At 63.4% G+C, this 24,495-nt stretch carries 32 protein-coding genes and 1 pseudogene; 29 read left to right on the top strand and 4 right to left on the bottom strand.

Going from position 1 to position 24,495, the window contains the following annotated elements; genetic code table 11:
• Positions 1-601: 601 nt before the first annotated feature.
• Both J5N58_RS17050 and J5N58_RS17045 read left to right on the top strand, forming a co-directional pair.
• Positions 602-1,816 (top strand): DNA-packaging protein, encoded by a 1,215-nt coding sequence (locus J5N58_RS17050; RefSeq protein ID WP_244711968.1) that lies wholly within the window; start codon positions 602-604, stop codon positions 1,814-1,816.
• 104 nt (positions 1,817-1,920) lie between these two features.
• Positions 1,921-2,742: a hypothetical protein gene (locus J5N58_RS17045; RefSeq protein WP_112829903.1), complete on the top strand. Its 822-nt coding sequence runs from the start codon at positions 1,921-1,923 to the stop codon at positions 2,740-2,742.
• Positions 2,743-2,869: 127 nt separating this feature from the next.
• Here J5N58_RS17045 and J5N58_RS25990 read toward each other — a convergent pair whose 3' ends face one another.
• Positions 2,870-3,004 carry a hypothetical protein gene (locus tag J5N58_RS25990; protein ID WP_280520011.1) on the bottom strand — a complete coding sequence of 45 codons (135 nt, stop codon included), beginning with the start codon at positions 3,002-3,004 and terminating at the stop codon, positions 2,870-2,872.
• Positions 3,005-3,356: 352 nt separating this feature from the next.
• On the opposite strand from J5N58_RS25990, the gene J5N58_RS17040 reads away from it, so the two are divergent.
• From J5N58_RS17040 to J5N58_RS16990, 11 genes are all read left to right on the top strand, one after another.
• The gene (locus J5N58_RS17040; RefSeq protein WP_112829904.1) at positions 3,357-3,977 is read left to right on the top strand and encodes a lysozyme family protein; all 621 of its coding nucleotides are present in this window, start codon (positions 3,357-3,359) and stop codon (positions 3,975-3,977) included.
• Positions 3,952-4,362 carry a hypothetical protein gene (locus J5N58_RS17035; protein WP_112829905.1) on the top strand — a complete coding sequence of 137 codons (411 nt, stop codon included), beginning with the start codon at positions 3,952-3,954 and terminating at the stop codon, positions 4,360-4,362. Before J5N58_RS17040 ends, J5N58_RS17035 begins: the two co-directional genes overlap by 26 nt.
• A 103-nt stretch (positions 4,363-4,465) precedes the next feature.
• On the top strand, positions 4,466-4,774 hold the full coding sequence (locus J5N58_RS17030) for a Dabb family protein (protein ID WP_244711869.1): 309 nt from the start codon (positions 4,466-4,468) through the stop codon (positions 4,772-4,774).
• Between the two features lie 70 nt (positions 4,775-4,844).
• Complete coding sequence (locus tag J5N58_RS17025) at positions 4,845-6,026, top strand: phage portal protein (RefSeq protein ID WP_244711867.1); 1,182 nt, start codon at positions 4,845-4,847, stop codon at positions 6,024-6,026.
• A gap of 360 nt (positions 6,027-6,386) precedes the next feature.
• Positions 6,387-6,710 carry a DUF6107 family protein gene (locus tag J5N58_RS17020; RefSeq protein ID WP_244711864.1) on the top strand — a complete coding sequence of 108 codons (324 nt, stop codon included), beginning with the start codon at positions 6,387-6,389 and terminating at the stop codon, positions 6,708-6,710.
• A 224-nt stretch (positions 6,711-6,934) separates the two neighbouring features.
• Positions 6,935-7,510, top strand: coding sequence for an HK97 family phage prohead protease (locus J5N58_RS17015; protein WP_244711860.1), 576 nt, complete (start codon positions 6,935-6,937; stop codon positions 7,508-7,510).
• Positions 7,511-7,524: 14 nt separating this feature from the next.
• Complete coding sequence (locus J5N58_RS17010) at positions 7,525-8,811, top strand: phage major capsid protein (RefSeq protein WP_244711966.1); 1,287 nt, start codon at positions 7,525-7,527, stop codon at positions 8,809-8,811.
• Positions 8,812-9,060: 249 nt separating this feature from the next.
• Positions 9,061-9,630 carry a head-tail connector protein gene (locus J5N58_RS17005; protein WP_113438650.1) on the top strand — a complete coding sequence of 190 codons (570 nt, stop codon included), beginning with the start codon at positions 9,061-9,063 and terminating at the stop codon, positions 9,628-9,630.
• Positions 9,631-9,632: 2 nt separating this feature from the next.
• A complete protein-coding gene (locus tag J5N58_RS17000) occupies positions 9,633-9,968 on the top strand; it encodes a phage head closure protein (RefSeq protein WP_113338873.1) in 336 nt (111 codons plus the stop codon).
• The gene (locus tag J5N58_RS16995) at positions 9,965-10,153 is read left to right on the top strand and encodes a hypothetical protein (protein WP_113439538.1); all 189 of its coding nucleotides are present in this window, start codon (positions 9,965-9,967) and stop codon (positions 10,151-10,153) included. The genes J5N58_RS17000 and J5N58_RS16995 overlap by 4 nt, the downstream gene beginning before the upstream one ends.
• On the top strand, positions 10,134-10,550 hold the full coding sequence (locus J5N58_RS16990; protein ID WP_113439539.1) for a DUF3168 domain-containing protein: 417 nt from the start codon (positions 10,134-10,136) through the stop codon (positions 10,548-10,550). The genes J5N58_RS16995 and J5N58_RS16990 overlap by 20 nt, the downstream gene beginning before the upstream one ends.
• On the opposite strand, the gene J5N58_RS16985 is transcribed toward J5N58_RS16990, so the two are convergent.
• Positions 10,539-11,735, bottom strand: coding sequence for an MFS transporter (locus J5N58_RS16985; RefSeq protein ID WP_113439540.1), 1,197 nt, complete (start codon positions 11,733-11,735; stop codon positions 10,539-10,541). The two genes, J5N58_RS16990 and J5N58_RS16985, sit on opposite strands and share 12 nt — an antisense overlap.
• 108 nt (positions 11,736-11,843) lie before the next feature.
• Between J5N58_RS16985 and J5N58_RS16980 the strand changes: the two genes are divergently transcribed.
• The 10 genes and pseudogenes from J5N58_RS16980 to J5N58_RS16935 form a co-directional block, all read left to right on the top strand.
• Positions 11,844-12,251 carry a phage major tail protein, TP901-1 family gene (locus J5N58_RS16980; protein WP_113439541.1) on the top strand — a complete coding sequence of 136 codons (408 nt, stop codon included), beginning with the start codon at positions 11,844-11,846 and terminating at the stop codon, positions 12,249-12,251.
• On the top strand, positions 12,251-12,646 hold the full coding sequence (locus J5N58_RS16975) for a gene transfer agent family protein (RefSeq protein WP_244711855.1): 396 nt from the start codon (positions 12,251-12,253) through the stop codon (positions 12,644-12,646). The genes J5N58_RS16980 and J5N58_RS16975 overlap by 1 nt, the downstream gene beginning before the upstream one ends.
• Complete coding sequence (locus J5N58_RS16970) at positions 12,643-12,852, top strand: rcc01693 family protein (RefSeq protein ID WP_113338868.1); 210 nt, start codon at positions 12,643-12,645, stop codon at positions 12,850-12,852. The genes J5N58_RS16975 and J5N58_RS16970 overlap by 4 nt, the downstream gene beginning before the upstream one ends.
• A 244-nt stretch (positions 12,853-13,096) precedes the next feature.
• Positions 13,097-13,684, top strand: coding sequence for a phage tail tape measure protein (locus J5N58_RS16965; protein ID WP_112831355.1), 588 nt, complete (start codon positions 13,097-13,099; stop codon positions 13,682-13,684).
• 127 nt (positions 13,685-13,811) lie between these two features.
• The gene (locus J5N58_RS16960) at positions 13,812-14,453 is read left to right on the top strand and encodes a DUF2460 domain-containing protein (RefSeq protein WP_244711849.1); all 642 of its coding nucleotides are present in this window, start codon (positions 13,812-13,814) and stop codon (positions 14,451-14,453) included.
• The gene (locus J5N58_RS16955) at positions 14,450-15,343 is read left to right on the top strand and encodes a DUF2163 domain-containing protein (protein WP_244711847.1); all 894 of its coding nucleotides are present in this window, start codon (positions 14,450-14,452) and stop codon (positions 15,341-15,343) included. Before J5N58_RS16960 ends, J5N58_RS16955 begins: the two co-directional genes overlap by 4 nt.
• Before the next feature lie 233 nt (positions 15,344-15,576).
• Entirely contained in the window at positions 15,577-15,771 is a 195-nt protein-coding gene (locus J5N58_RS16950) for a hypothetical protein (protein ID WP_113448308.1), read from the top strand.
• The gene (locus J5N58_RS16945) at positions 15,743-16,183 is read left to right on the top strand and encodes a hypothetical protein (RefSeq protein ID WP_162748264.1); all 441 of its coding nucleotides are present in this window, start codon (positions 15,743-15,745) and stop codon (positions 16,181-16,183) included. The genes J5N58_RS16950 and J5N58_RS16945 overlap by 29 nt, the downstream gene beginning before the upstream one ends.
• 119 nt (positions 16,184-16,302) lie before the next feature.
• Entirely contained in the window at positions 16,303-16,740 is a 438-nt protein-coding gene (locus J5N58_RS16940; RefSeq protein ID WP_244711844.1) for an NlpC/P60 family protein, read from the top strand.
• Positions 16,741-16,749: 9 nt separating this feature from the next.
• Positions 16,750-17,625: pseudogene (locus tag J5N58_RS16935) on the top strand (baseplate multidomain protein megatron); the annotation flags it as partial.
• A 496-nt stretch (positions 17,626-18,121) separates the two neighbouring features.
• On the opposite strand, the gene J5N58_RS16930 reads toward J5N58_RS16935, so the two are convergent.
• Together J5N58_RS16930 and J5N58_RS16925 are read right to left on the bottom strand one after the other, a co-directional pair.
• Complete coding sequence (locus tag J5N58_RS16930) at positions 18,122-18,505, bottom strand: hypothetical protein (RefSeq protein ID WP_244711842.1); 384 nt, start codon at positions 18,503-18,505, stop codon at positions 18,122-18,124.
• Between the two features lie 84 nt (positions 18,506-18,589).
• The gene (locus J5N58_RS16925) at positions 18,590-19,381 is read right to left on the bottom strand and encodes an ORF6C domain-containing protein (RefSeq protein ID WP_244711840.1); all 792 of its coding nucleotides are present in this window, start codon (positions 19,379-19,381) and stop codon (positions 18,590-18,592) included.
• 150 nt (positions 19,382-19,531) lie between these two features.
• Here J5N58_RS16925 and J5N58_RS16920 point away from each other — a divergent pair, with 150 nt between their 5' ends.
• The 6 genes from J5N58_RS16920 (at position 19,532) to J5N58_RS16895 (ending at position 24,476) form a co-directional block, all read left to right on the top strand.
• Positions 19,532-19,834: a helix-turn-helix domain-containing protein gene (locus tag J5N58_RS16920; RefSeq protein WP_244711837.1), complete on the top strand. Its 303-nt coding sequence runs from the start codon at positions 19,532-19,534 to the stop codon at positions 19,832-19,834.
• Positions 19,835-19,842: 8 nt separating this feature from the next.
• Positions 19,843-20,070, top strand: coding sequence for a hypothetical protein (locus J5N58_RS16915; RefSeq protein ID WP_244711835.1), 228 nt, complete (start codon positions 19,843-19,845; stop codon positions 20,068-20,070).
• On the top strand, positions 20,067-20,816 hold the full coding sequence (locus J5N58_RS16910) for a hypothetical protein (RefSeq protein ID WP_244711831.1): 750 nt from the start codon (positions 20,067-20,069) through the stop codon (positions 20,814-20,816). The genes J5N58_RS16915 and J5N58_RS16910 overlap by 4 nt, the downstream gene beginning before the upstream one ends.
• Positions 20,817-20,923: 107 nt before the next feature.
• Positions 20,924-21,880 carry a ParB N-terminal domain-containing protein gene (locus J5N58_RS16905; protein ID WP_244711829.1) on the top strand — a complete coding sequence of 319 codons (957 nt, stop codon included), beginning with the start codon at positions 20,924-20,926 and terminating at the stop codon, positions 21,878-21,880.
• A 2-nt stretch (positions 21,881-21,882) separates the two neighbouring features.
• Complete coding sequence (locus J5N58_RS16900; RefSeq protein ID WP_244711826.1) at positions 21,883-22,344, top strand: phage regulatory CII family protein; 462 nt, start codon at positions 21,883-21,885, stop codon at positions 22,342-22,344.
• The gene (locus J5N58_RS16895; RefSeq protein ID WP_244711824.1) at positions 22,341-24,476 is read left to right on the top strand and encodes a Mu transposase C-terminal domain-containing protein; all 2,136 of its coding nucleotides are present in this window, start codon (positions 22,341-22,343) and stop codon (positions 24,474-24,476) included. Before J5N58_RS16900 ends, J5N58_RS16895 begins: the two co-directional genes overlap by 4 nt.
• Positions 24,477-24,495 lie beyond the last annotated feature (19 nt).

Below are 24,495 nucleotides of genomic sequence, written 5' to 3'. Positions count from 1 at the left end.
GATCGCCGCGTCGGCGAGAGCGGTGGCTGCGGCCACGGACGACATGGTCAAGGGTATCGGCACGATCGCGGACAGGGTGACGGGCATGCGTCGGTTGACCGCCGCGTTGGAGGGCGTTGCCGCCGCCGGCTTCAGCGTGTCGACGAGCCCGCCGGACGGACATGGCCCCGGATCGGCGAAAGCGCAGGCGCAAGCCATCGCGGCCGGGGCGACGCAGGCGTATCCGAAAGAGGTATCGGCGGGCGGACAGGACACGATGCAGCCGGCCGGCAGCGCGGCGGCGACCCTCTCGCCCGGCAGAGGGCGGGTTGCGGCAGGCTTTGGGGGTGAGGCTGGCTGCGCTGTGGATGAAGGCCCCGAAGGCGGACGCGCTGCCATCGGGCTGTCCGATGAAGGACGGGGTGAGGTGGCTCACACCGAAGGCGGTGACGTCGGGAATGGATGGGCTGCGAATGGGCAGGCCGAGAGACGTTCGACCGAAGGCGAACGCGCCGGGAATGCGCGGGCGGATAACGCGCGGGAGAAAGGAAGGCATGCCACCGGCGCGGTGGCGGGTCTCGATGCCCTGCTGCGCTCGGCGCCTTCGGGTGCGATTGCCGCGATGCGGCGCGACTGGCGTTTCTTGGCGCGGGCCGAGCAATTGCCGCCGCCGGGCGACTGGCTGACATGGCTGATGATGGGCGGGCGCGGCTCCGGCAAGACAAGGGCGGGCGCGGAATGGGTTCAGGCCATGGTGCGGGCGGCAGGGCCGAAGACCGATCTCAGGATCGCGCTGGTGGCGGAAACGCTGGGCGATGCCCGTGAGGTGATGATCGACGGCCCCTCGGGGCTGGTGCGTATTGCAACCCGCATGCGGCCGGAGGTGGAGATTACGCGCAGGAGGCTCGTCTGGCCGAACGGCGCGGTGGCGCAGATCTTCTCCTCGGAAGATCCCGAAAGCCTGCGCGGCCCGCAATTCCACTTCGCCTGGTGCGACGAACTGGCGAAATGGAAGCATGCGCAGGAGACTTTCGACATGCTGCAATTCGCGCTGCGTCTCGGGACCGCGCCCCGGCAGGTGGTGACCACCACGCCGCGGGCGGTACCGCTTCTGAAGCGGCTGATCGCCGAACCCGGAACCCGGCTGACCCGGCTTTCGACCGCGGCCAATGCCGGCAATCTCGCTCCGGGCTTCATCGCGGCGCTGGAGCGCCGCTACGGCGGCACGCGGCTCGGACGGCAGGAACTCGGTGGCGAACTGATCGAGGATCGCGAGGACGCGCTGTGGAAGCGCGACCGTCTCGAAGGCATCACCATAAGGCTGACCGAACCGCTGAGGCGCATCGTCGTCGCGGTCGACCCGCCGGCGGGCAGCGGCGAGCGCTCCTGCTGCGGTATCGTCGTGGCCGGCCTGATGGAAAACGGGCAGGCGGTGGTGCTGGCGGACGTGTCCGTTGAAGGCAAAAGCCCGGCGGTCTGGGCAAGGGCCGTGGTCTCCGCCTATCGCCGCTTCGAGGCCGACCGGGTGGTGGCGGAAGTCAACCAGGGCGGGGAAATGGTGGCGGCCATGCTGAAAAGCGTGGAGGCGACCCTGCCCGTCAGCATGGTTCGGGCGACGCGCGGCAAGTTCCTGAGGGCCGAGCCGGTGGTGGCACTCTACGAACAGGGCCGCGTTCTGCACGCGGCCCGGTTTCAGGAACTGGAAGACCAGATGTGCGACTTCGGCCCGGAGGGGCTCTCGTCGGGACGCTCGCCCGACCGGCTGGATGCGCTGGTCTGGGCGCTGACGGCGCTTCTCCTCGAAGGCGCGGGCGAACCGCGAATCCGCGGCGTCTGATGCCTATCGCCGCTTCCCCGAACCCGGCATGGGGCCGGGTCCGGCACGATTGACAAGTTTCGCGGAACGTACAATCCTGAGTGGAGGTTTCGGGGGAGGGGTCCATGAAGAAACTGATGGTGGCCGCGCTTTGCGCGGGGCTCGCAGGCTGCGCGACATCCGGAGGTGGTGGCAATGTGACGCCGATCTCCATGGCCGATTTTCTCGCCAAGCTGAGTTGCGAACTCTACAGGAGCCGCGAGGAATTCGGTTATCTGAAACGTGACGACTGGGTGGTCTCCGCCGCCTTCGAACTCAAGATGAACTATGAAGGCGGCCTGAACCCTTCGGCGACCTTCAGCGACACGCTCTCGACACCGGGGGAAAGCCTGTCCTTCGCCCTGCCGTTCGGCGTGAGCCGGAAGGGTTCGCGAACCTATAACCAGAATTTCGTGATTTATCTTTCCGACAAGTCGGAGAAGGCCTGCACCATCCATGTCCCGGATGCGAGCCCTGTCGTCGGCACGCTCGGTACGCGCGAACTGATTGCCGAGAACCTTCGCGCCGAGACATTCGTCAAGGAGATGGGAGGTGCGATTGAGGTGACCGGCATTCAGGGGGCGGAGAAGGCCGTGTTTTCCGGCAAGACGGAATTCGCCTTCACCGCCCGTATTTCGGACGCCGGGCCGACCTGGGTATTGACCCATTTCACCGGGCCGGGACCGCTGGTTTCCGCCTCGCGTACGAATACGGGTACGCTCACCATGGTCTTCACCCGCTTGCCGCCCAAGCCGGCAGCGCCGCCGCCGAAAAAGCCGCAACCGCAGTTCACCAAATTGCGGGCTGCGCCCTCGGCCGAGGCCCCGGCAGCGGTCCAGCCGGATTGGCTGCGACGCGGCATCGAAGGCTTCAAGGTGCTGGAGTTCAACCGCGATCTCAGGGAGTGAATGCGATGCCGGCCGTCCTGCGGCCGGCACTGCCAAAGGAAACGGCCGGTCCCTCGATGGAGGGCCGGCCGTTTTGCTTCGGGTCGTTCGACGCCGGGATTGCCTGGAACCGGGATGAGAACCGCGATTACTTTGAAGAAGACGCGGACGGCTGGTTGCTGCCCTGGCGCATCTGGCGCCATTCGCTTTCGAGACGCTCCATGACATGGGCGGGAATGGTGGCGGCATTGGTCTTCGTCTGGGTCGTGCTGTTGGTCTGCATCGATCTACTCCTCACGGCTCAAGGTTAGGCCAGAAATGCTGTCTGCAGGTGCCTAAACGCGGAATAAGCGGGAAGGTTCCACAGAGTTAAATCTTTGTAAATATGAGGGTTAAGCTCCTCAAACGATTGAAATTATTTTAAACGTTTGAATTCCTCAGGAAATTTTCGCGTCCCACGCCGCAGACGGTTTTCGGGCCGGAGACGTCTATCCAGATGTGCAACTATAAAGATTATTGAAGTGTAATTATATTTTTAGTTGCATTGAATCGCAGGGAAAACACGACGGATGCTCCCCGGCAGGCTGCCATCGGCCGGGCCGGGAGGGTGTGACGTCAGGGAAGAGGGGAAAGCGATGAGCAGGATCAACCGGGGTTTCTTCCACGACCGGGTGCGCATGGCATTGTTCAACGGGCGCATCCAGCCGCCGCAGGCGCAGGGCATGGAGGCGATCCTCGACCACTGGGAGGCGACGAGCCCCGGCAATGACGACCGGTGGCTCGCCTACATGCTGGCCACTGCCTTTCACGAGACGGCGCGCACCATGCAGCCGGTGCGCGAGACATTGGCGCCGACCGACGACAGGGCGATCGCCATTCTCGACCGGGCGTTCGCGCGCGGACAGCTTCCCTGGGTCAGCAATCCCTATTGGCGGCGCGACACGCAGGGCAAGTCCTGGCTCGGGCGCGGGCTGGTGCAGCTCACCCACAAGACGAACTACGCGAAGATGAGCCCGCTGGTGGGTGTCGATCTCGTGGCCGATCCGGCGCAAGCCATGCGCATGGATGTGGCGATCAGGATCATGTTCATCGGCATGGAAAGGGGCACTTTCACCGGGGTGCGGCTCGACCAGGTCTTCAATCCGAACCGCGAGGACTGGGTGAATGCCCGCAAGATCATCAACCGGCTCGACCGGGCCCTGCAGATCGCCGATTACGGGAGGGCCTTCTATGGCGCGATCAGCTATACGACCTGACCTGCTGCTGGCGGGCCTGCTGTTTCTGGCGACCGAAACGGCGGCAGCCGACGAGGTGATCGAACTCGGCTGCAGCGCCGAGGTGATCTATTACTGCCATCCGGCCTGCGAGGAGGGTGGCGGTTTCGCCGATTTCTCCTTCAGCACGAAGGACGGCAAGGTGAACTATTGCCGTGGCGAGCGCTGCGACGAGGGCCGGATCGGCGAGGTGAAGACGGCGACGGGCGTGCGCGACGACGAGCGCTATGTGATCTTCCGAATTTTCGGTGAGGGCGAGGTTCCGTTCGAGGTCTCGGGCGCCGCCTCGCTGAAGACGGGCGTCTTCGGGGCCGAGGGGGATGTCGGGCGCATGATCGGCACCTGCAGCGCCGGCATGGACCGCTGAACGGCAAGCGAGCGATTGAGCCCCGCGCGCGGTCATGCTATCGCGGCACGGGCCGGACCGATACGTCGGCCCCCCGTGAGACCTGCCTTCGGAGCCAATGCCCTTGATCCGCCATATCGTGTTCTTTTCCGTGCCGGACAGGGCCAATCTGGAGCGCGTGCGGTCGGGGCTTTCGATCCTGACCGAAATACCCCATGCGCGGCATCTGGAAATCGGCACGAGCGTCAAGAGCGATCTCTACGACACCAGCGTCGATCTGATCGTCTATGGCGAGTTCGACGACGAGGCGGCGCTTGCCGCCTACCGGGCGCACCCGCTCTACCAGGAATCGATTGCGCGCGTGAAGCCGCTCCGCGAACTGAGGATCGCCGCCGATTACGATGTCGCCTATGCGGTGACGCGGCCGGTCTGAAGAGCGGGCCGAGGCCCTGCCTGTCTCAGGCAAGGGCTTTTCCATACATAACGACCGAAGGAAGCTGCCGATGAAACTGTCGTTTCGTCTGCCGTGGCGTGGCCCGGCGGAAAGTTCACCCGTGTCCGCAAATACGGTGAGCGATACCAAGGGGGCTGTCGGGACGGGCGGGCTGTCGCTGATTGCGTCGGAAGCGCCCGCGCACTGGACGGGCCGCTCCTATGGGGCGCTTGCCCGCGAGGGCTTCATGAGAAACCCCGTCGCCCACCGCACGGTGCGGCTGGTGGCGGAGGCGGCCGCGGCAATCCCCTGGCTTGCCTATGAGGACGGCCGAGAGCTGACCGATCATCCGGTGCTGGCGCTGATCGCAAGGCCGAACCCGCGCATGGGCGGGCCGGACTTCATGGAAGCGCTCTATGGCCACCTGCTGCTCTCCGGCAATGCCTATGTCGAGCCGCTGGCGCTCGGCGAACGGCCTGCCGAACTGCACCTGCTTCGCCCCGACCGGGTAAGCGTGGTGACGGGAGCCGACGGCTGGCCGGAGGCCTATGACTACCGCGCGGATACCGGACGGCGCCGGATCGCAGTGGGACGGGATGGGGAGGGGCTGCTGCATCTGAAGCTCTTCCATCCATTGGACGACCAGACGGGTTTTCCGCCGCTGGCCGCAGCCCAGGTCGCGCTCGACCTGCACAATGCGTCGGGCCGCTGGAACAAGGCGCTGCTCGACAATTCCGCCCGTCCCTCCGGCGCGCTGGTTTACCAGCCAAAGGAGGGCGGCAACCTTTCCGCCGACCAGTATGAGCGGCTGAAGCAGGAGCTGGACGAGGGGTATTCCGGGCCGATGCGGGCCGGCCGTCCGCTGCTGCTGGAGGGCGGGCTCGACTGGAAGTCGATGGGGCTTTCGCCGAAGGACATGGACTTCGTAGAGGCGAGGAACGGGGCGGCACGCGACATCGCGCTCGCCTTCGGCGTGCCGCCCATGCTGCTCGGCATTCCCGGCGACAACACCTATGCCAACTATCAGGAGGCCAACCGTGCCTTCTACCGGCTGACCGTTCTGCCGCTGGTCACGCGCACCGCCGCGCGGTTTTCGGCATTCCTTTCAGGCCTTTACCTGAGACCGTTGAATCTCGTTCCCGATCTCGATCAGGTGGCGGGACTTTCCGCCGAGCGCGATGCGCTGTGGGCGCGGGTGGGGGCGGCGGACTTCCTCTCCGAGGAGGAAAAGCGCGAGGCCGTGGGGTATTGAACGAAAGACGTTTGCGCCGCGATGACCGCGTCTTTTGCGCGATGGACATCGCGCGGCTGGATGCCGGATCAGGTCCGTCACGACGGAGGAAGGGGCGACGCCGAAAGCCCGTCGTTTCCATCTGAATCAGAAAGTGAAGGACTTAAAGCACTGCATCGGGAAGCGGAATCGAAGTGTGAGGTTCTGCAGCCAAGCGATTCTTTCGACTCGACAAAAACGCCCCGCTTAAAGCGCCGCGTGAAGGCGCTTCCGTTCGTTCGACGGATAGAGAAGGGGAGACCGGCCGCCGCCATCGTAAGACGAAATCCTGGCGGGATCGTGCGGCCGGTCCGATTTCATCCTAGCTGCGAGAGATTAAAAATGACTGACTTTAGCCACGACGGCGGCGTTTCCGCTGCCCGCCTGATCGGCGCGGTCGCGGGCTCGGCGATCTCGCTCGTCTATCTCCTGCCGAAGGGAAATCGCGAGGCGGCGACCCGCTTCCTGACCGGCGTTGCCTGCGGCCTGATCTTCGGCGGGCCTGTTGGGCTGTGGTTGGTGCGCAAGCTCGACGTGGCCGCCAGCCTCTCGCCGCAGGAGACCATGCTGGCGGGGGCGGCAGCCGCAAGCCTTTCGGCCTGGCGGGCGCTCGGCGTGCTGGCGCGGCTGGCCCAGCGCTATGGCGGGCGGCCGCCCGAACCCTGACCGCGACACGGCAGGCATCTTCATCGGCTCCGCCGTGACGCTTCTCCCACTGCCGTCATCCCGGCCTTGAGCCGAGATCCAGCGCGATCAAGTCCTTGATCGCAAGAGAGTCTTTCGCGCGATGGACATCGCGCTACTGGATGCCGGAACAAGTCCGGCATGACGGAGAGGAGCCTCATCCGCGGCCGGACCAAACACATCATTCCATGACGAGGAGTAGGACGATGACGCCGAAGCGCGAACCGCCTTCGCTGACCCATACCCGTGCCAACCTGACGCTGAAGGGCGTCTCGGGTGACGGCAGTTTTTCCGGCTATGCCAGCCTTTTCGGCGAGGTGGACCTCGGCCGTGACACGATAGAGCCCGGAGCCTTTTCGAAATCGCTGAGGGCGCGCGGTGCCGCCGGTGTGCGGATGCTCTTCCAGCACGATCCGGCCGAACCGATCGGCATATGGACGGTGATCCGCGAGGACGAGCGCGGCCTTTATGTCGAGGGCGTGCTGTCGCCCGGCGTGGCGCGTGCCCGCGAGGTGCATGCGTTGATGAAATCCGGCGCGCTGGATGGGCTTTCCATCGGTTTCCGCACCGTGCGCGCCCGCTCCGACAAGGCAAGCGGCGTGCGCCGCATCCTCGAGGCCGATCTCTGGGAGATCTCGGTGGTGACCTTCCCCATGCTGCCGGCCGCACGGGTCTCGAACGTGAAACATGCGCGGTTCTACCGCGACAGGGAAACCGAGCTCGTCCGCGCCATGCGCCGGGCAGCAAGGGCAATGGCGACGAGTGTCTTCAGGAAAGGATGACGAGAATGGAAAACATGCATGACAAGCAGCCGGCAAAGCGCGGCCTGACTCCGAAAGTGACCCCGGAAGTGGCCCCGGAAGTGAAGGCCGTGCCGGACGGCGTGACGGCGGCCTTCGAGGACTTCATGGGTGCCTTCGAGGCGTTCAAGGAGGTCAACGACCGCAGGCTTTCGGAAATCGAGGAAAAGCTCGTTTCCGACGTCGTGACCCGCGACAAGGTGGAGCGCATCAACAAGGCGATGGACGACCAGAGCCGGATGATCGACGAGATGCTCTTGAAGAAGATGCGTCCGTCGCTCTCCCGAGGCGGGGCAGGCGAGATCGAGGCGGCCGAGCACAAGGCGGCCTTCGACGCCTATATCCGCCGTGGCGACGAAAGCGGCCTGCGCGAACTGGAAGCCAAGGCGATGAGCGCGGGTGCGCCCGCCGACGGCGGCTATCTGGTGCCGCCGGAAACCGACAGCGAGATCGGCCGCCGGCTTTCCGTCGTCTCGCCGGTGCGTGCGCTGGCAACCGTCAGGCAGGTCTCGGGTTCGGTGCTGAAAAAGCCCTTCTCGCCGGCCGGCATGACAGCGGGCTGGGTGTCGGAGACGGCGGCGCGGCCGCAGACGGGAACGGCGCAGCTTGCCGAACTCTCCTTCCCGACCATGGAACTCTACGCCATGCCGGCCGCAAGCCAGGCGTTGCTCGACGATGCGGCCGTCGACATCGAGGCCTGGATCGCCGGCGAGGTGGATATCGCCTTTGCCGAGCAGGAAGGCACGGCCTTCGTCACCGGCGACGGCATCAACAAGCCGAAGGGTCTGCTTGCCTACGATCAGGTGGCCGACAGCGCCTGGGAATGGGGCAAGATCGGCTATGTGGCGACGGGGGCCGCGGGCGCGTTTTCCGCCGCCGGCGCCTCCGACGTTCTGGTCGACGTGGTCTATGCGCTGAAGGCCGGTCATCGCCAGAATGCAAGCTTCCTGATGAGCCGCAAGACGCAGGGGCAGATCCGCAAGTTCAAGGATGCCGACGGCAACTACATCTGGCAGCCGCCGGCCAAGGCAGGTGAGGCGGCCTCGCTGATGGGCTTCCCGGTGGCCGAGGCCGAGGACATGCCGGCGATTGCCGCCGGCGCGACCTCGATCGCCTTCGGCGACTTCCGCGCCGGCTACCTCGTGGTCGACCGGGTGGGGGTCCGCGTGCTGCGCGACCCCTATTCGGCCAAGCCCTACGTCCTGTTCTACACCACCAAGCGCGTCGGCGGCGGGGTGCAGAACTTCGAGGCGATCAAGCTGGTGAAGTTCTCGGCGAACTGACGGGGCGGATGGGGGCGTGTCCCCGTCCTTCAGCCCCCCGTGAACGGGAAGAGGGAATGGACGCGGTTCGGCATTCCTAACCCTTCCCCTTGTGGGGAGGTGTCCGCAGGACGCAGGCGGGAGGGGTTTTTATTCGGGGCAAAGACCCCTCCCCAACCCCTCCCCACAAGGGGGAGGGGCTCCACACAGCCGCCCCGTGCCTTCGTTTCAAACGGGTGCCGGCCTCTGCCCACCAAACAGGAGACATTCATGATCTATATCCCGACCGTGCCGCCCGCGGGCGAGCCGGTGACGCTGGCCGAGGCGAAGGCGCATCTCAGGGTCGATAGCGACGACGAGGATGCGCTGATCGAGGGGCTGATTACGGTGGCCCGCGAGCATCTCGAACGCGAGACGGGTCTTGCGCTGATGACGCAGGGGTTCCGGCTGGCGCTCGACCGCTGGCCTGACGATGGCGTGATCCGCATCGAACGTGGCCCCGTCAGTGCAATCGAGACCGTGACCGTCTACGACGAGGCGGGAGAGCCGTCCCTCGTGTCGCTCGACGATCACCTGCTGGAGGGCAACAGCCGCCCGGTGCGGCTGTGGCTGCGCGAGACGCCGGCACCGGGCCGCGCGATCAACGGCATCGAGATCGATTTCATCGCCGGTTTCGGCGACACCGGCGCGGAGGTGCCCGGCACGCTGAAACGGGCGATGCTTTCCCATGTGGCGCTGATGTTTTCCGTGCGTGGCGCGGTTTCGCTGGAGGACCAGCCGGCGGCGATGCCGGCGGGCTACGAACGGCTGATCGCGCCCTATTGCCGGCGGAGGCTCTGACCATGGGGATTGCCGATTTCGACCCCGGACGGCTCAGCGCCCGGCTGGTGCTGGAACGTCCCGTGCCGGTCTCCGACGGACAGGGCGGAGCGACGGAAGCTTTCGAGGCGGTTGCCAGCGTCTGGGCGCTGGTCACGCCGCTTGCCGCAAAGGTCGAGGAACGGGCTGGCGCCGAGACGGTGGAGATCACCCACGACATCTGGGTGCGCCGGCGTGGCGACCTCGTCTCCGGCATGCGCTTCGTCAAGGGTCTCAGGCATTTCACGGTGGAAAGCGTGCGCGATCCCGACGAGAGCGGCCGCTATCTCGCCTGCCGCTGCAGGGAGGAAGGGCGATGAAGGCCGCGATCCGCCTGACAGGCGGCGATCTCAAGACCGCGCTGTCGCGGGCGCTTTCGGCACGCCTTGTCCGGCGGTCGATGGAACTTCGCGAAAGCGGCGAGCCGATGTCCAGGGCTGGCCGCGGTGGCGGGGCGACCGATGAAACGACGGAGGGCGGAAGCCATGGCCAACCCGGTGAATGAACTGCTGAAGGCGATCCATGCACGGCTAATGGCCGATGCGTCGCTTCTTGTCCTGATCGGCGCGGCCGGCATCCGGGACCGGCGCGTAGCGGGTCTGCCGCTTCCCGCACTGGTGATCGGTGAGGCGGAGACGCGGGATTTCTCGACCGCGAGCGAGGACGGAGTGGAAATCCTGCTGACGCTGGAAGCCTGGTCGAAGATTGGCCGGCGCGAGGCGGAGGAGATCGCCGGGATAGTGCGAAGGCTGTTGCATGACGCGGCGCTGGATGTGTCGGGTCATGCGCTGGTGAGCCTTGCCCACCGGGGAAGCATCAGCCGGCGTGAGCCGAAGACGACGCTTTTCGTGGCCGAAGTGCAGTTCCGGGCCGTTCTGGAACCGCTTGTATCAGCCGGTTGAGTCCGCGCGCTTTTCGATACGGGACAGGCTGAAGAAGGCCACAAGCGAGATGACGGCGAGGCCCGCGCAATAGGCGAACACGGCATTGGGACCGCCGCGATCGATGAGGAACGTGACGATGACGGGCGCGATCGCCATGGCGAGATTGGCCGGCAGCGACAACTGCGCCGAAAGCTGCGCATAGCGGCTGGCGGAGAAGAAGCCGAGCGGCAGGAGCGCCCGCGACAGCGCCGAGATGCCCGATCCGAAACCGTAAAGCGCGATGAACAGGAAGAGCGGCAGGGTGGCGCCGCCGGAGAGCGCGAGCACCGGCATGGCGACCAACATCAGGAGGCAGGCGAGCTTGCCGGAAAAGAGCGGCGAGGCCTTTTTGCCGGCCAGCGTATCGACGGCGCGGGCGGCGATGCCGAGCACGGACCTGAGCGAACCGAGCTGCAGGGCGACGGCGGCGGATGCGCCGGACTGCTGCAGCAGCTCGAGGAGCGACGGGGCGAGGCCGAGGGTGAGCAGGCTGAAGGTGATGGTGATGACCGCGATCAGCCGGAAGGCGAGGCGGGACTGGTCGGGCGACAGCGCAAGCGGCTCCCGATCCGCCGAGGCCTGGCCCGCCGTATTGCCATCCGATGGGGCGGGCAGGCCGAAGAGATGCAGCGGCGCGAGCAGCAGCAGATGCAGGAGGGCAGCACCCATGAGCGTAGGCCGCCAGCCATAGAGATCGCCGAAGAAGCTAAGCGCCGGCCAGGCGAAAGTTGCCGATAGACCGGTGAAGATCATCAGAAGGCCGATGCTGCGCTTGGCATCGGAACCTTCGCGCTCGACGACGGCGGCATAGCAGGGAACGGACAGTCCGAAGGCGCCGCCGAAACCGATGACCAGCCAGGCGGCGAAATAGCTTGCCGGACCCTGCGCCATCGAAAGCATGAACAGGCCGGCGCTGAAGGCAAGCGAACCGGCGGCAAGGACGCGGGCTGCGCCATGACGTTTCAGCAGCCGTCCGACCAGCGGGCCGGCGAAACCCGAAACCAGCATCATCACCGTGAGGCCGGCAAAGGCCATCTCGTTCGACATGCCGAGATCGGCGGCGATGCGCCGGCCGAAGACGCCGGGCATGTCGAAGCTCACGCCCCAGCCGGCGATCTGGCTGACGGCGAGCAGGGCGATGAGGCGGATGCGCGAAGACGACATGAAGAAATTCCGGAGGGGCCATTTCCTCTACGGCTTTCCGAAGTCGCGGGCAACCGGCGAGTCTCCCGGAAAATCCACGGAACGAACGGACAAGAGAAGGAAACCGACATGGTCGTACAGAAGGGCAAGGACCTGCTGCTCAAGGTTCTGGATGGAAGCGCATACATGACTGTCGCCGGGCTGCGCTCGAAGCGGCTCGCCTTCAATGCCGAGACGGTCGACGTCACCGACGGGGAAAGCGCCGGTCGCTGGCGGGAACTGCTGGCCGGAGCCGGCGTGCAGCGCGCCTCGCTGTCCGGCGCGGGCCTGTTCAAGGACCAGGCTTCGGACGCGCGGGTGCGCTCGGCTTTCTTCGCCGGCGAGATTGTCTCGTGGCAGGTGGTCATTCCCGACTTCGGCACTGTGACTGGCCTCTTCCAGATCACCGCGCTCGAATATGCCGGCGCGCATGACGGCGAGGTGACTTTCGAACTGGCGCTGGAATCGGCGGGACAGCTTTCCTTCGGAGCGCTCTGATGCGGGGCGCGGGCGATCTTGCGCCTTCGGTCTTCAGGGCGAACCGCAGGCGCGGCGAGGTGGAGGCGGTGATCGACGGCGAGCGCCGCATTCTCTGCCTGACGCTCGGCGCGCTGGCCGAGCTGGAAACGATGTTTCAGGCCGATAGCCTGGCAGGGCTTGCCGAGCGCTTTTCCAGCGGGCGGCTGAAGGCGGCGGATCTGATGAGCATCATCGCCGCGGGCCTGCGCGGCGGCGGCAACCGTTTCAGCGACGAGGACGTGGGCTGCATGGCGGTCGAGGGGGGCGTGGCGGGTGCCGCCGCGGTGGTGCGCGAACTGCTGACGCTGACATTTGCCCCTGATGAGGCGAGCAGGACGATCGACGGGTCCGGCAAGTCCTCCCCGGACCCTTGAGAGCCGCAGGCGGCGGGGCAAGAGCGCGTCCCTTCCCCTGGGGGGCGGTGCTCGACACCGGCCTTTGCCGCCTGCGGCTAGATCCGACGCGTTTCTGGGAGCTGAGCCTCGTCGAGTTTGCCGCGATGACCGGTGCGTTTGCGCTGCGGCCCGCCCGGCTGGGGCGGGATGGGCTGGAGATGCTGATGCGGGCCTTTCCGGATTGAGGGGATGGGTTTCGTTTATCTGCCACGAGTCTGCACCTAACCCCAACTGTCCCTGCCCCTCACTCTGACCCTAACCTTCTCCCCGCTTGCGGGGAGAATGTGCCGTAGGACGCAGGCGGATGAGAGGCCGAAAGGGTCTTTCGGCCCAAGGACTTGGGCTAGCTGGATGCCTGTGACGAGCACAGGCATGACGGTGCGGAACGTATCGAACTTGCCTCCGTTTTGTTCAAAGGAGCATTCAACCATGAATGACGACGGTCTTTCGTTTGCGGTCGAGCTGGATGCGTCGACGGCGCTGAAGGCGCTTGACGATCTTGAAAACCGCTCGGCGAGTTTCGGCCGGGCGCTGACCGGGGCGCTGAAGAGTGCCACCATCGGCGGCAAGGGGCTCGACGATACGCTGCGATCGCTGGGCCTGCGGCTTTCCGACGTGGCGCTGGCCTCCGGGCTGAAGCCGCTCGAAACCATGCTTTCGACGCTGACCTCGGGGCTGATCTCGTCGCTGACGGCGGGGTTCGGTTCCATCCTGCCCTTTGCCGATGGCGGCGTGCCGGGACGGGTGACGCCGTTTGCAACGGGCGGCGTGGTCTCCGCGCCGACCTATTTTCCGCTGGGCGGCGATCTCGGCCTGATGGGCGAGGCGGGGTCCGAGGCGATCCTGCCGCTGAGGCGCGCGGCCGACGGTTCGCTCGGGGTCGCGGCGGCCGGCGGCGGGACGACCCAGATCAACTTCAACGTGACGGCGACGGATGCGGCGAGCTTCGCCCGCAGCGAAGGCCAGATCACCGCGATGCTGGCACGCTCGGTCGGGCGCGGCCGGCGGAATCTTTAGACAGCAACTCCAGCAAAAGTGGGAACCGGTTTTGCGTCCGGAGTTGCGTGAAAACAAATAGATAGAGCGTTGAAAGCAAATCCGTTTTCGACGGCAGATCAAGGTTCCATTCCAAGGAGGCATGCCGATGGCAGACGGCTTTCACGAGGTGCGGTTTCCGCTGCGCCTGTCGCTCAACGTGACGGGCGGGCCGGTGCGGCGCACCGACATTGTCAACCTGTCGAACGGCAGGGAGGCGCGCAACCGCCGCTGGCGCGACAGCCGCCGCGCCTATGATGCGGGGTCCGGGATGCGCTCGGTGGCGGACCTTTACGAGGTGCTGTCCTTCTTTGAGGCGCGGGGCGGTGGTCTCCATGGCTTTCGTTTTCGCGATCCGGTGGACGGGAAATCCTGCGCGCCCGACCGGGCGGTAACGCCCTTCGACCAGGTCATCGGCGAGGGGGACGGGGAGACCGTGACCTTCCAGCTTGCGAAGACCTACGGGGATGCGGCGGGCGAATGGCGGCGTGTGATCGCCAAGCCGGTGGCGGGCACGGTGCGGCTTGCCGTCGATGGCGTCGAGCTGCCGGCTTCCGCCTTCACCTGTGATGCGGCGACCGGTCTTGTTGTCATCGATGAGGATTATATTCCTCAGTCCGGCGCGCTTGTACGGGTGGGCTTCGAATTCGACGTGCCGGTGCGCTTCGATGCCGAGCGGATCGATCTCAACCTCGAGGCCTTCCGGGCCGGGCGCATTCCCACCATTCCGCTGATCGAGATCCTGCCATGAGAAAGATACCGCAAGCACTGGCCGCCCATATCGAGGGCGGAGTGACGACGCTTTGCCGCGCCTGGCGGGTGACGCGCAGTGATGGGGTGGTGCTGGGGTTTACCGAGCACGACCATCCACTGCTGTTTGCCGGCACGACATTCCGGGCGGCGAGCGGCTTTACCGCGAGTGAAGCGCGGGAGACGGGCGGCATGGCGGCTCCGGCGGCGGAGGTGACCGGCGGCTTTTCCAGCGAAGCGATCACCGAGGCCGACCTTGCCGCCGGGCGCTATGACGGCGCGCGGGTGGAGGTCTTCCTCGTCAACTGGCAGGAACCGGAGGCGCAGCACCTGCTGGTGTCCGTGAAGGAAATCGGCGAGGTCTCGCGGGCCGGCGAGGCCTTTACCGCCGAACTCAGGAGTTTCGCCCACCGGCTGTCGCAGGAAAACGGACGGATCTACAACCGCCGCTGCGACGCGAGCCTTGGCGACCGCCGCTGCGGCATCGACATGGCGACGGGCGGGCGGCGGCTTTCGGGAACGGTGGCTGCGGTCGAAAGCCGGGACCGTATCGTCGTGGCGCTGCCGGCGAGTGTCGAGGACGGGCATTTCCGGCTGGGGCACCTTGGTTTCGACGGCGGCGCCAATGCCGGGATTTCCGTTCAGGTGGAGGATAGCGAGGCGGCGACGGGCGGGGTGCGGCTCAGGCTCTGGCTGCCGCTGGAGGGATTGCCGGAGGCGGGGGATGTCGTGACTGTTTCCATCGGTTGCGACAAGGCGTTTTCGACCTGTCGCGACCGGTTTGCCAATGCCATGAACTTCCGGGGTTTTCCGCATATGCCGGGCAGCGACTTCGCCTATTCCTACGTGAAGGGCGAGAGCCTGCATGACGGGAGCGTGCTTTATGAGTGAGTGTGCATTATCAGTGCGCGCTAAAAAATGATCTGCCGCCACGGCAAAGTGCACTTCCTCTGCGCTTGAAACTTGTGCTAAGAGCACCACATTTAGCATCAAGAAGCGCGCGAAATGATTAAGCCCACGGCAAGGAATGTAGGGTTACAGTCTGAAACCATCGACCAAATGATGCGTTGTACCGTGACAAGATTCGTGCTTATCTGCTCTTAACAAAGATATAGGAGACGAAAATGTCTGCACCGATGCGCAGGGCTGACAGCCACTTCGATGATCGGGACGCAAGCCGATTTCCGCCGGAGGTGTATAAATCGCATGATGATGTTACGCCTGAAGCTGTCGATCTGATGCGGAAACGCGCAGCAGAGAAGATTGGATCTTCCGACTGGGAACTCATTGATGGCTTCGGATTGTGCAAATCATTCTGACTGGTGGCTTCAGCCTCCGTCAGCATTTGATATTGTGACAGCCTACTTCCCGGAAACGAATCCCAAGGGCGAGCTTAAGCTTCGCCCTTGTTTGATTCTTGATGTATTAAAAAGCAAAAGTGACGAGCGATTCGCCTGTAGGATTGCTTATGGCACCAAAAACATCAAATTTGTTCAAAGAAAAGACTTAGATTTAATAATTCAAAACGCCACTCATTTGGATGAAATGGGGTTGCCGTATGCTACCAGATTCGACTTGGATAGTCGGAATATAGTTGTTCTTCCTTGGGATGTCGAAAATTTCGGTTGCTGGCGTGGATATCCGACTCCCAGAATCTCTTTCTTGCCGGAAGAATATATAAAGAATTATGCATATTTGATGGCTCTTCGTCAGGCAACGAATAGACCTTGAAGCGAATTTTGCGAAATTATTTCATTAAGGTGGATTTGTTGTATTAATTTCAACTTGTCCCCTCTGATTTATTGCCCGGCATAGGCCGTTATCCAGACAAAACGGTAAGAAGGCTTTCAATGACCGCCATCGGCACCCGCGTTCTGGCTGCGGCGGAGCGTTATATCGGCACGCCCTACCGGCATCAGGGATCGGCGGCGGGGATCGGCTGCGATTGCCTCGGTCTGGTGCGCGGTGTCTGGCGCGATCTTTATGGCGAAGAGCCGGAGGTAGTGCCGGCCTATGCGCCGGATTGGGCGGAAAGGGCGGGTAAGGAGCGGCTGCTCGATGCCGCCGCGAGGCATTTCGTGCCTGTTTCAAGTCTTGCGGAAGCAGAAGCGGGCGATCTCTTGGTTTTCCGCTTCCGTCCGCAATTTGCCGCCAAGCATGCCGGCATTCTCTCCGGTCCCGACCATTTCATTCACGCCTATGAGCAGGCAGCCGTGATCCGCTCGGCGCTGGTGCCGGCCTGGCGACGGCGGGTTGCCGGTGTCTTTCGTTTTCCCGACATTCTCTGAGGTCCTTCTATGGCGACCATTCTTTTCCAGGCGGCGGGTGCGGCACTCGGCTCCGTCTTCGGCCCGCTGGGCGCTGTGATCGGCCGGGCCGCCGGCGCACTTGCCGGCAGCGCCGTCGACGGCATGCTGATCGGCGGTTCGACGGTGACGGGGTCGCATCTCTCGGCAGCGAGACTGCCGGGGGCTTCGGAGGGCACCGCGATCCCGCGGCTTTACGGCACGGCAAGGCTCGGTGGCACGCTGATCTGGGCGACGCGCTTCGAGGAGGAGGTGACCACCGAGCGCGCCGGCGGCAAGGCGACGGGAACGCGGGTGAAGACCTACAGCTATTTCGCCAATGTCGCCTTCGGACTGTGCGAAGGGCCGGTCGCGGCGATCCGAAGGGTCTGGGCCGATGGGCAGGAAATCGACCTGACGGGGGTGGAGATGCGTTTCTATCCCGGGTCGGAAAAACAGCTTGTCGATCCGCTGATCGAGGCGAAGCAGGGAGCGGGCAATGCGCCTGCTTATCGCGGGCTTGCCTATGTCGTGTTCGAGCGGCTGCCGCTCGACGATTTCGGCAACCGCATTCCGCTTTTGCAGTTCGAGGTGATCCGCCCGGTCGGCAGGCTGGAAAGCGATATCCGCGCCGTGACGATCATTCCGGGCGCGACCGAGCACGGCTATGCGGCAACGGCTGTTTCGGAAAAGACAGGGGATGGCGAGGAGCGCATCCTCAACCGCAACACGCTGACCGCGCCGACCGACTGGCAGGCCTCCATCGATGAATTGCAGGCTCTTTGCCCGAATCTCGAAAACGTGGCGCTGGTGGTGAGCTGGTTCGGCACCGATCTGAGGGCCGGCGAATGCCGGGTCGTGCCGGGCGTTGAGGTTTCCGCACGCGAGAATTGTAGGGGGGTGTTACCTTTGTCACAGGTCAGAGGGATGGACTAATCGCAGGTAAGTGACCGGAGAGTAAAGGAAATTCGCTCCAGCGCTCTAACGGGGGCGGCGCGGCGAAATGCAAAAAGCACGATAAAAGTTGGGAAAAACCGCGCAATCTTTGTCACAGGTTCGCGCATTCTTCCGCCATTGTTCTGCCAACCGCGCTGACAAGAACAACATTTTGAATTGAAACGCAAAAATAGGGAACAGCGGCGGCCCGTCAGAGACCGGCACGGCTCTTTCTGCGAAGAAGAAGGTACAGTGAGGGCAGCGGCAGAGCGTTGGAGGTGGGACGTTTCGACCCACCTTGACGAAAAACGTCCCACCTCAGTCAAGCGGCGGAATTTCTAGGGGAATTTCCGCCAATGCCTGGGCGATGAGGAATGCCGAGGTGGGACGTCTGAAACTGAGCTTTGTCGGCGTTAGCAGCAGACGGCGGGCAGCAGATTTACAACGGTCACTTTACCCATACGATCTGCTCGGCGATGATGCTCGGTTCGCCGGTGAACGTTTTGCCGAGAGAGCCGATGATGGTTGCGCCGCACCCCTTGGCCGGCATCAGCCCGGCGCAATTTTGCAGCGCCTGCTTGAATTGCGCACGGTCGAGTTTCTCGACGCCGACGTGCAGATTGCCAACGGTGCCGGTCTTGCTTTTGATGCCGCACATCATGAAGCTGATATTTGCCCCAATAATCGTGCAGCCGGTCACCTTCAGTGCTTTACCCTCAAGGGTCGCCGCGTCTACCGCGACATCGAGGGCGGCGATCTCCTGTGGTTCCTGGGCGGCTGCCACGGTGGCCAAAGCGGAAAACGCCAAGGCGGCCATGCTCATCAACTTCATACGTTCTCTCCGTTATCTCTAAAGTATGGTTTTGGCGGGGTGGCTTCGCGACGTAGCATTGGAGCTACCTCCGGCATGCATTTCTCATTTCTTGCGACGCTTAAGGCCGGCGACGTAACGATAGGTCTGTTCCAGCTCATCATTCGCCAGTTCCGTCAGACTCGTGGCCTTGAACTCGCGTTTGATGTAGGCGCGCATGGCGGCCTCGTCTTCCGGTGATTTGGTGTTGGTCTTGATGTAGGCGATCTTCTTGTTTCGCCATGCATCGCCGTTCTTCACCGGCGCGGAGGCCGACGAGTTCAGCCTACCGAGCCACATGTTGAGAAACTTCCGCGCCTTGTCGAAGTCCTCAAGCCTGATGAGGTGGTAGCTCGTTACCCCGCAATGCTTGTTGAGCGAGGACCAGACGGCACGATGCGTCTTGGGTGTCTTCTTCAGAACAGCTTCCGTCTCAACAACCTGATCCACCAAGTCTGTCAAGATCCGTTTTTGTTCGTCCCGGATATGATCGGTTCCAGGCTTCGCCTCAACCTTCGTGCGGGTGATGTGCTGCTGGGTATTAACGATCTGGACGCGAGACCCCGGCCCGACGAATCCGATGCCGGAAACTTCACCTTTGATTACCTGCTTTTCGAAACCGATCTCTTGGGCAACCGTCTCCGTATTTTGGGATCTAACTCCCGTCAGTACATACTGAACATCTATGCCAGCAGACGCACCACGAGCGAGAACATCAACTCGGAAGGCCGATTTCCCAGCCTCGATCAAGCGCAGCGTCTCTGAGTTGATTCCCAAAAGACGTGCAAACGCAGCTTTGTTATAATCGAGGCGTTCCCGTTCTTCGATTAATCTTGCTGCAATTTCAGACATTTCCATAGATTAAACATTCCCACCAAATAAAATTTGACCCCCAAAAATTTTTGGAGTATCAAATTTGCGCGGCCTGCTTCGGCGGAGCGCAATTGTTGCAAAACCATCAACAAAAAGCGGGTGTGCCACCACCCGCTTCCTGTGGGAGTTAGTCACATGGCCAAGGCCAAACCCAAGTGGGATCGCCACTCGATCCTTGCCGAATTTCGACGCCGTGGCGTCAGGTTCAACGATTTCGCCGTGGAGAACGGCCGTAACCCCAGCTCCTTTCGCGGCATCTGGACCCGGTGGAACCGCACCAACGAAAAGCTGATCGCGGACTTTCTCGGTGATCCCGTCGAAGTGGTGTGGCCTGACCGTTATCCCATACAACCTAACCGCATCTTCAATACCGCGAAACGTGCGCCGTTAGAAAGTCAAAAATCTAACGCGTCGACTGACATGCAGGTGGCCGCATGAGAACCGCCATGTCAGCAAACCGTCCCAGGGTCGACGTCCTCGACGATACCGCGTGCGACCTCTCCGTGGCCGAGGTCACCAAGAATGCCCGCCGGAGCTTCGAACGCTGGTGGGAGGCTGTTCCTCAGGACAAGAAGCGGTCCATCGATGGTCCGTTCGCTTGGACGATGTATAAAATGGGCTATCTTGCCATGGCCCGCGAACTCGGTCGCCCGCCGGCAGGCGGTGCAGTATGAGCGGGAGCAAAATTCCCTTTTTCAGTGACCTGCCGCCGAGGGCCATTAAAGCGGCCTGCCGCCTTTGGGACGCAATCCAGTCGCCGGACTATAACGGCATCACCGCCTACCACGATTTCTGCCATGATCTGACCATTGCGTCGGTGACGGCTCCGGCGCGCTCCCTCGTCAAACGGTGGGCCGCAGCTGTGCAGCTCGGCGCGGCCGAACGGCCCGCGCCTTTCTCCGAGGTGCCTGCCGCCCGCAAGGCGCAGGCCGTACCGATGGCCGAAAAGCAGGCCGAGGCATTGCCTCTTCATCAGCCGTTGCCGTTGAAGGCGAGGGCGGAGCGCAAAGCGCGGGTGAAAGCTGACGTATTCGTTACCGACGATGCTTGTGTCCCGTTCCAGCCGATCATCTCCGTGGCGATGGACCAGAAGACGCGGCAGCTGTCGGATGTTGCGATCAGTGACAATGTGTCAGAGCCGACCGCCTCCGACGGCCAGACCTCCGACGGCGCGGGCGTTCTGGCGAATGTCTCTTCTCTGCTAGACGCGATCCGCTCCAGCACACCTGTCGCGGTACCGCCCGTATCGACCCTGGAGTTTCGGGCGCGGCCGGCGCTGCTGGCGGTGCAGACGGCGGCCGGCCGGCTGCTGGAGGAGACGATTGTCCAGTTGAGCCAGAGCATTGAGCGAACCGCCCGCGAACAGACGGCCCGGATGCTGCGCGACGTAGCCGACGAACTGGAGCGCTCGTCGAGCTGACCCCCTTGCTGCGCCGATCAGGTTTTGCGTCCGGCGCGGTTCGCGGAGCCGCCTGCCACCCCCTTGGGCGGCTCCGCAATGTTCCCTTCGAAATACACAGGTTCCCGATGTCCAAGCCGCAAACCGCTGGCATTCCAAAAGTGCAGACAACAGACGCGCCGAGCGTACCGCTCTCGTGGATTGACATTCCCGAAGACCGCGCCCGCTCCTTTGACCCCGGCGAGGCTGCTGCCCTCGCTCCTCTCATTGCTGCAACCGGCCTGCAGCATCCGATCCGGGTCCGCGCGGTCGGCAATCGCTATTGCCTCGTGTCCGGTCTGCGCCGCCTGGAGGCGGTCCGTCTGCTCGGTTGGACCGCGATCCCTCTCACTGTTTCCACCGCCTCCACCGACGACGAGGCACGGCTTGAAGAGGTGATGGAAAACCTTGGGCGCGTCGAGCTGAATAAACTGGACCGCTGCCGCCATCTCTACGAGTTGAAACAGGTTTACGAGCGCCTGTATCCGCAAACGAAAGCGGGCACAGCGGGTGCATTGGCGAAGCATGGTTCTGCAAACGAAATCTTTGCGTTTGCAACTGATACCGCCGAAAAGATCGGCCTTTCGCGCCGTGCCATCGAACTCGCCGTTAAAGTTTGGTCCGAGCTAACGCCCGCCAGCCGCAAGCGTGTCGTTGGCACATGGCTCGCCGACCATCAAGCCGGCTTGAAGCAGCTTTCCGAACAGGCGCCCGGCGATCAAGTGAAAGTGCTCGACCTGCTTTTTGCCGATCCGCCGCGCGCTACCAACGTCCAGGATGCACTGACGATCCTCGCCAACGGCCGGGTGAAAACCCACGTTGAGCGCAAGATCGAGGCGATCAACGAAAACCTGAAAAAGCTGCCCGCCGCAATCGCCAACAACATCGCATCGGCGCATGTGGACGCCCGTCTTGCTGACCTGCAGAAGAGCATTGCGACGCTCTCCAAGTTTTTCGGCGGCCTGAAGGATGACGAGCTGGATACGGTCGTCGCTGAGCATGAAGAGCGGATCATCGCCTCGCTGAAGCGCCGGGGGCGCATCTGACGATGAGCAAGCGCCGCGATCCCGACACGATGGATATGTTTCGCGACTATCGGCCGCCCGAAGTCGTTGCGCGGTTCGAACCGGATGTCGCCAAGGGCGGCACTCTGGACGTGAAAATCGCCCGCGTCCTCTCGGAGGCCATGTCACGCAGCGGGAAATCCCGTGCGGCGATCGCGGCGGAAATGTCTGACTACCTCTCCCAAAACGTCACCGAAAACATGCTGGATTGCTACGCCTCACCCGCGCGCCGCGATCACAAAATCACCTTGGAGCGGTTCATCGCGCTGATCGACGTGACCGGCTGCCACGAATTGCTGACGTTCCTCGCCGAGTTCTCTGGATTTGTCGCCGTTCCGGCGCGCTATGCCGAGGTCATTCAACTCTGGCAGACGGAAGAGCGGCTTGCGGACCTTGAACGCCAGCGCGCCGCCCTGCGCGGCCGGGTTGGGGGGCTGCTGAAATGAGCTACCCGTATTTTTCAGCGCAGGAGATCGCTTCGGCCGGAGAGCGGCTGCGGATTAAGGCGCTGCCATGGAGCAAGCGCCGTGTGCAGGATCATATCGACCGTTTCGAATGGGCATCCTCGCCGCTTTGCCGGAAGCGAGCAGGTCGCGAAGGCGGCGGTGGCATGGAATACCATGTTTCGTTGTTTCCCGAGGCTCTGCAATCGGCCTTGCATGCCGAACAAACGCGGCAACTGGTCACGGTCACTCAGCAGGAAAAGAGGGCCCGCGAAATCGAGCGCCGCGAACGGCTCTCGACTGCCAATCTGACGGCGCGCCAGCGCGACGTGATGACTGCGCGGTCCGCGATCCTGTCAGCGATCGACATGCACCAGATCAGCAACGGCATGTCTCAGCGGCAAGCTATTCAGTCCTTCCTGCAGAATCCCGATGCGTTAGACATTTCGGAAGCGACGCTGATCACGGCAAACGACCGCAACGCCCGCGCCGACGTGAGCATGCGGACCGTCCAACGCTGGTTCTCCATGCGTGATACCTCTGGCGTGGGCGCACTTGCTCCGCTTGCGACCAAAGAACAGCAGGAAATCCCCTCATGGTTCTGGCAGTTCTTCCGGTTTTACGCGCAGCCGAGCAAGCCGTGCATGACGGATGCACTCGAAAAGTTCTCCAAGGGATTGCCGGAAAATCGCGTCGCCCCGAATTACGATCAGGTTCGCCGTCTGATGGCGCGCCTGGGCAACGTGGAACGGCATCGCGGTCGTGAGGGATCGCTGACGCTCAAGAGCCGCATGGCCTATACGATGCGTTCGACCGGCGATCTGCTGCCGGGCTGCGTTTACACGGCGGACGGCAAGACCTTCGACGCGGAAATCGCCCATCCGATCCATGGTCAGCCGTTCCGGCCGGAAATCACCAGCATTGTCGATGTCGCGACGCGCAAATGCGTTGGCTTCTCGTTCGGCCTTGCGGAAAACGCCATCGGCGTTGTCGATGCCTTCCGCCGTGCCTGCGAGGAACACGGTATTCCCGCGATCTTCTATGCCGACCGTGGTCCTGGTTACAAGAACGACGTGCTGGACAATCCCCTGACCGGCGTCACCGAGCGCCTTGGTGTCACCAAGCTCCATTCCCTTCCTCAAAACTCGCAGGCGCGCGGTATTATAGAGCGGTTCAACGGCTCGGTCTGGAACCCGCTGGCGAAGGAGTATTCGACCTATATCGGCGAGGAGATGGACCGGCAGGCGCGCCAACGTTCGTTCAAGGTCACGCGCAAAGATATCCGAGAGTTCGGGGCTTCCAGCCGCTTGCCAACATGGCAGGAGTTTCTAACGGCGTGTGCCCATGCCGTCGCGGCCTATAACGACAAGCCGCATTCGTCGCTGCCGGATCGCATGTCGCCCAACCAGTATTGGGAATACCACGTCTCGACGGGTTTCGAGCCCGTGCCGGTGCTGGAGCATGAGCGGAACGACCTCTTCCGCCCCTATGTCCGCCGCAAGGTCTCGCGCTCGATGGTCGAGTGGCTGAACAACTCCTATTTCCACATTGGTCTTGAGGAGTTCCACGGGGATTACGTCCTCGTCGGTTACGACATTCACGATGCGTCCAAGGTGTGGGTGCGCGAGATCGATGCTCGCTCAGGTAAAGAGCTTATGGGCCGGCTGATTTGTGTTGCTGTCTTCGCCGGTAATGAAGAGCGTTACATTCCGCTGACCATGGAGCGCGCGGCAAGCGAAAAGCGCGCCAAGGCGAGGGAGCGTCGCCTCAACGACCATCTGGCCGAGGTTCACGCCGAGCTTTCACCGGGGCGCTTCTTGGAGGCTGCCACCGCAGTTCCCATGCCCGTCTTCGACATCGTCCCGGAGCCGGTTTCGGCCGCGCCCGTGCTGGTGATCGACAACGAGAAGCCCCAACACCCGGCGGCGGCCGGAGCCGCCGAGCAGCCCCGCAGAAGGTCATTCCCGAGCGATGTGGAATTGGCGGCGTGGGCGCTCGAAAATCCGGATCACCTCACCAGTACCCACGTTCGCGTATTGCGCTCGGCCCTGCAGAGGCCTGCCGCAACTGAACATTTCCGACTGTCAGGCATCGACTTGGACGCGCTTCGAACCCTCGTCCGTGACGCTGCCTGACAGCCCCAAAACGCAAGGA

Origin of the sequence: Paenirhizobium cremeum (genome assembly GCF_022884085.1) — a bacterium.
GTDB classification, from domain to species: domain Bacteria; phylum Pseudomonadota; class Alphaproteobacteria; order Rhizobiales; family Rhizobiaceae; genus Allorhizobium; species Allorhizobium cremeum.
This window is presented reverse-complemented; position numbering and strand designations above follow the sequence as displayed.

What these genes read in the sequence shown, in the direction of transcription:
- J5N58_RS17050 (WP_244711968.1), top strand. Translation starts at nt 602, where the DNA reads ATGCGGCGCGACTGGCGTTTCTTGGCGCGGGCCGAGCAATTGCCGCCG.
- J5N58_RS17045 (WP_112829903.1), top strand. Translation starts at nt 1,921, where the DNA reads ATGAAGAAACTGATGGTGGCCGCGCTTTGCGCGGGGCTCGCAGGCTGC.
- J5N58_RS25990 (WP_280520011.1), bottom strand. Translation starts at nt 3,004, where the DNA reads ATGCAGACCAACAGCACGACCCAGACGAAGACCAATGCCGCCACCATT.
- J5N58_RS17040 (WP_112829904.1), top strand. Translation starts at nt 3,357, where the DNA reads ATGAGCAGGATCAACCGGGGTTTCTTCCACGACCGGGTGCGCATGGCA.
- J5N58_RS17035 (WP_112829905.1), top strand. Translation starts at nt 3,952, where the DNA reads ATGGCGCGATCAGCTATACGACCTGACCTGCTGCTGGCGGGCCTGCTG.
- J5N58_RS17025 (WP_244711867.1), top strand. Translation starts at nt 4,845, where the DNA reads ATGAAACTGTCGTTTCGTCTGCCGTGGCGTGGCCCGGCGGAAAGTTCA.
- J5N58_RS17020 (WP_244711864.1), top strand. Translation starts at nt 6,387, where the DNA reads ATGACTGACTTTAGCCACGACGGCGGCGTTTCCGCTGCCCGCCTGATC.
- J5N58_RS17015 (WP_244711860.1), top strand. Translation starts at nt 6,935, where the DNA reads ATGACGCCGAAGCGCGAACCGCCTTCGCTGACCCATACCCGTGCCAAC.
- J5N58_RS17010 (WP_244711966.1), top strand. Translation starts at nt 7,525, where the DNA reads ATGCATGACAAGCAGCCGGCAAAGCGCGGCCTGACTCCGAAAGTGACC.
- J5N58_RS17005 (WP_113438650.1), top strand. Translation starts at nt 9,061, where the DNA reads ATGATCTATATCCCGACCGTGCCGCCCGCGGGCGAGCCGGTGACGCTG.
- J5N58_RS17000 (WP_113338873.1), top strand. Translation starts at nt 9,633, where the DNA reads ATGGGGATTGCCGATTTCGACCCCGGACGGCTCAGCGCCCGGCTGGTG.
- J5N58_RS16995 (WP_113439538.1), top strand. Translation starts at nt 9,965, where the DNA reads ATGAAGGCCGCGATCCGCCTGACAGGCGGCGATCTCAAGACCGCGCTG.
- J5N58_RS16990 (WP_113439539.1), top strand. Translation starts at nt 10,134, where the DNA reads ATGGCCAACCCGGTGAATGAACTGCTGAAGGCGATCCATGCACGGCTA.
- J5N58_RS16985 (WP_113439540.1), bottom strand. Translation starts at nt 11,735, where the DNA reads ATGTCGTCTTCGCGCATCCGCCTCATCGCCCTGCTCGCCGTCAGCCAG.
- J5N58_RS16980 (WP_113439541.1), top strand. Translation starts at nt 11,844, where the DNA reads ATGGTCGTACAGAAGGGCAAGGACCTGCTGCTCAAGGTTCTGGATGGA.
- J5N58_RS16975 (WP_244711855.1), top strand. Translation starts at nt 12,251, where the DNA reads ATGCGGGGCGCGGGCGATCTTGCGCCTTCGGTCTTCAGGGCGAACCGC.
- J5N58_RS16965 (WP_112831355.1), top strand. Translation starts at nt 13,097, where the DNA reads ATGAATGACGACGGTCTTTCGTTTGCGGTCGAGCTGGATGCGTCGACG.
- J5N58_RS16960 (WP_244711849.1), top strand. Translation starts at nt 13,812, where the DNA reads ATGGCAGACGGCTTTCACGAGGTGCGGTTTCCGCTGCGCCTGTCGCTC.
- J5N58_RS16955 (WP_244711847.1), top strand. Translation starts at nt 14,450, where the DNA reads ATGAGAAAGATACCGCAAGCACTGGCCGCCCATATCGAGGGCGGAGTG.
- J5N58_RS16950 (WP_113448308.1), top strand. Translation starts at nt 15,577, where the DNA reads ATGTCTGCACCGATGCGCAGGGCTGACAGCCACTTCGATGATCGGGAC.
- J5N58_RS16945 (WP_162748264.1), top strand. Translation starts at nt 15,743, where the DNA reads ATGGCTTCGGATTGTGCAAATCATTCTGACTGGTGGCTTCAGCCTCCG.
- J5N58_RS16940 (WP_244711844.1), top strand. Translation starts at nt 16,303, where the DNA reads ATGACCGCCATCGGCACCCGCGTTCTGGCTGCGGCGGAGCGTTATATC.
- J5N58_RS16930 (WP_244711842.1), bottom strand. Translation starts at nt 18,505, where the DNA reads ATGAAGTTGATGAGCATGGCCGCCTTGGCGTTTTCCGCTTTGGCCACC.
- J5N58_RS16925 (WP_244711840.1), bottom strand. Translation starts at nt 19,381, where the DNA reads ATGGAAATGTCTGAAATTGCAGCAAGATTAATCGAAGAACGGGAACGC.
- J5N58_RS16920 (WP_244711837.1), top strand. Translation starts at nt 19,532, where the DNA reads ATGGCCAAGGCCAAACCCAAGTGGGATCGCCACTCGATCCTTGCCGAA.
- J5N58_RS16915 (WP_244711835.1), top strand. Translation starts at nt 19,843, where the DNA reads ATGTCAGCAAACCGTCCCAGGGTCGACGTCCTCGACGATACCGCGTGC.
- J5N58_RS16910 (WP_244711831.1), top strand. Translation starts at nt 20,067, where the DNA reads ATGAGCGGGAGCAAAATTCCCTTTTTCAGTGACCTGCCGCCGAGGGCC.
- J5N58_RS16905 (WP_244711829.1), top strand. Translation starts at nt 20,924, where the DNA reads ATGTCCAAGCCGCAAACCGCTGGCATTCCAAAAGTGCAGACAACAGAC.
- J5N58_RS16900 (WP_244711826.1), top strand. Translation starts at nt 21,883, where the DNA reads ATGAGCAAGCGCCGCGATCCCGACACGATGGATATGTTTCGCGACTAT.
- J5N58_RS16895 (WP_244711824.1), top strand. Translation starts at nt 22,341, where the DNA reads ATGAGCTACCCGTATTTTTCAGCGCAGGAGATCGCTTCGGCCGGAGAG.